General features: G+C 63.6%; 3 protein-coding genes. 1 reads left to right on the top strand and 2 read right to left on the bottom strand.

Features of this window, described 5'->3' with window-relative positions; genetic code table 11:
• Nucleotides 1-102: 102 nt before the first annotated feature.
• Nucleotides 103-1,656 (bottom strand): trimethylamine methyltransferase family protein, encoded by a 1,554-nt coding sequence (locus tag EOA86_RS29345; protein ID WP_128344854.1) that lies wholly within the window; start codon nt 1,654-1,656, stop codon nt 103-105.
• Nucleotides 1,653-1,787, bottom strand: coding sequence for a hypothetical protein (locus EOA86_RS41340; protein WP_281035706.1), 135 nt, complete (start codon nt 1,785-1,787; stop codon nt 1,653-1,655). The genes EOA86_RS29345 and EOA86_RS41340 overlap by 4 nt, the downstream gene beginning before the upstream one ends.
• A 50-nt stretch (nt 1,788-1,837) precedes the next feature.
• On the opposite strand from EOA86_RS41340, the gene EOA86_RS29340 reads away from it, so the two are divergent.
• Nucleotides 1,838-2,476 (top strand): TetR/AcrR family transcriptional regulator, encoded by a 639-nt coding sequence (locus EOA86_RS29340; RefSeq protein WP_128344852.1) that lies wholly within the window; start codon nt 1,838-1,840, stop codon nt 2,474-2,476.
• The last annotated feature ends 327 nt before the right edge of the window (nt 2,477-2,803 follow it).

The raw sequence follows: 2,803 nt of genomic DNA, 5'->3' as shown, positions 1-2,803 counted from the left end.
CCCATGAACATTTTTGAGCCATCGGCTCTAAAGAGGTGAGCGGTGGCACCTGACGTGCGCTGGCAGCAACCGCGTCCCCTTTGACGCAGTTACTGAATTAGATCACGACACCGGTGCTGCGCCACCCTCTTCCGTGCGCCGCGCGATGAATTCGTTGAGAACACCTGATGTAGCAGCGGCGGAAGCCGGCGGCCGAAAATCGGCAAGCAGCCGTTTCCAGATGCCGGTCGCGCGCTCCGTGGCGGTTCTTGACCCGGCCTGCGTCCAGTTGCCGAAATTCGACCAGTCGGCGACCAGCGGCTCGTAGAATGCGGTGCGGTAGCGCGCCATTGTGTGCCCGGCCGAGAAGAAATGCCCACCCGGCTGCACTTCAGCGATAGCCTCAAAGCCGATCGCGTCCTCGTCGCCGGGCGTCGCCGCGCAGAGTTCGGCGACCGTCTGCAGCGCCTCGACGTCGGTGATCAGCTTCTCGAAAGAGACGCTCAAGCCGCCTTCGAGCCAGCCAGCGGCATGGATGCAGACCGTTGCACCCGCAAGCACCGAGCCCCACAGCGCGAACTGCGTTTCGTGGGCCGCCTGCGCGTCCGATATGTTGGCGGCGCTGCCGCCGCCGGACCGCCAAGGAAGACCGGTGAAGCGAGCAAGCTGACCGGCGCCGAGCGTCGCCTTGACGTGCTCCGGCGTGCCGAACGCCGGCGCCCCCGACTTCATGTCGACATTGGAGGAGAAGGAACCATAGACGACCGGCGTACCCGGCCGCACGATCTGGGCCAGCGTCAGCCCGGCCAGCGCTTCGGCGTGCTGCAGCGTCAGCGCGCCGGCCACAGTAATCGGCGCCATCGCGCCGGCCAGGCAGAAGGGCGTGATGATCAACACCTGCCCTGCCCTGGCAAAGTCGATGATGCCTTGCGCCATCGGAATGTCGAGCTGGCGAGGCGAATTGGTGTTGATGACGGTGTAGCAATGAGCGCCCGAACGGAATTCGTCCTCCGACAGGCCGCGCGCCAGCCGTAGCATCTCGAAGCCGTCCTCCACCTGCGGCGTGCCGCGCGCGAAGACGAACGGCAACTTTTCCGACAGCGTCAGCTGCGCGCGGTTGACTGCATAGTGGCGGAAGCGGTTGTCGATGTCCTGCGGCTCGATGCAGGGTCCCAGCATGTGCAGCACGTCGAAATGCTGCACCAGGCGGATGAAATCCTCGAAAGCGGCAAGCGTTCCCGGCCGCCGGCCGTGCTCTAGATCGGTGACGTTCGGCGCCCCGGATCCCGCCAGAAACGTCATCGAGCCGAGCTCGAGCGTCAGGTCGCGGGTACGGTCGCCGGCGTGGACACGGATCGATTTCGGCGCCGAAGCCAGTGCCGCCGCGACGATGTCGCGGCCGATGCGCACCATCTGGTTGTCCTCGTCAACCAGCGCACCGGCACGGGCAAGAATGGTGCGCGCCTCCGGCAGAAGCACCTTGACGCCGAGTTCCCCGAGTACGCGCAGCGCCGTGTCGTGGATCGCGGCGACCTGGTCGACCGAAAAGATCGGCTGCGGCAGGAATGGGTTCTTCAGCGAACGATAGTCCGGCCGGCGGCTGGTCTCGCTGCCGGCCTCGCCGGTTCGTCCGCGCCTGCGTTCGCGCCTGAGATCACGTGCGGCGTCATCGATCATGGCGGATACTCCTCATTGCCGTATGCTTGCCGTATTGCCGTGCCTTGGGGATCGTAGGGAGAAGCCGCGATGACGCGCGCCGGCCGCTCGGCCCAGTTCTTTGGAGCGGGCAGGATACTTGTACTGTACATATGTGTCTAGTACGGTTGTATGCAGCTCGCCTCATGCCTATTGTGCGGCCATGATCATGATTGCTCCGCAGGACGAGCCGGCGCCCGGCAACATCAAGGTGACGCGCTGGGACTGGATCAATCTTGCGCTCCAGACATTGATTTCAGACGGCATCGAAAGCGTGCGCGTGCTGCCGCTCGGCCAGAAGCTCGGTGTTTCGCGCTCAAGCTTCTACTGGTACTTCGAGAGCCGTCAGGATCTGCTCGACCAGTTGCTTGCCCATTGGCGGGACACCAACACCCGGGCGCTCGTCGAACGCGCGCAGCGGCCGGCCGAAAGCATCATCATGGGCGTCATGAACGTGTTCGAATGCTGGGCGGACGAGCGCCTGTTCGATCCCAGGCTCGACTTCGCCATCCGGGAATGGGCGCGTCGCTCCGACGACGTTCGCCGGGCCATCGACCAGGCCGACAATGACCGCCTCGGCGCGATCCGCGACATGTATCGCCGGCATGGCTACGATGATGAGGATGCCTTCATCCGCGCCCGCGTGCTCTACTACATGCAGATCGGTTATTATGTGCTCGACCTCAAGGAACCGGTCGAGGCGAGAGTCAGTCATCTCGCTGCCTATCTGCGCAGCTTCACCGGCCAGGAGCCAAGCGACGCCCATGTGGCGCATTTCATGCGCTTCATCGCCGCGCGGTAATATTGAAAGCGGTGCGAGTGGCAAGCTCTACTCTTCGTATCGACGAACTGTACCGCGAAAGCCTCAATCGCTCTTGTGAGCCGGGCCAAAATGGACGAATAGTCTTGGCTGGCGCGCCGCCCTGAAATTGCCCGCAAGCAGTTTTCTCAGTGGGAGGGGTAGCCGCAGCAGGATCCTGGAATGGCCAGTCCCTTGAAACCACGCAAGAGAAGAGGTCCGATTGCCGCACGACTGTTGGCGGCAGATGCGTGGTTCGATTCCTCGCTCTATGAGATCGGCTTCAAGGCACGCCGGTTCTGGGAAGCGGCCACCATTTTTTTCCGGCGC

Origin of the sequence: Mesorhizobium sp. M5C.F.Ca.IN.020.32.2.1 (assembly GCF_004023105.1) — a bacterium.
GTDB lineage: Bacteria > Pseudomonadota > Alphaproteobacteria > Rhizobiales > Rhizobiaceae > Mesorhizobium > Mesorhizobium wenxiniae.
This window is presented reverse-complemented; position numbering and strand designations above follow the sequence as displayed.

Bases quoted from the DNA above. Each gene is read 5' to 3' on its own strand.
- EOA86_RS29345 (WP_128344854.1), bottom strand. From the start codon at position 1,656: ATGATCGATGACGCCGCACGTGATCTCAGGCGCGAACGCAGGCGCGGA.
- EOA86_RS41340 (WP_281035706.1), bottom strand. From the start codon at position 1,787: ATGTACAGTACAAGTATCCTGCCCGCTCCAAAGAACTGGGCCGAGCGG.
- EOA86_RS29340 (WP_128344852.1), top strand. From the start codon at position 1,838: ATGATCATGATTGCTCCGCAGGACGAGCCGGCGCCCGGCAACATCAAG.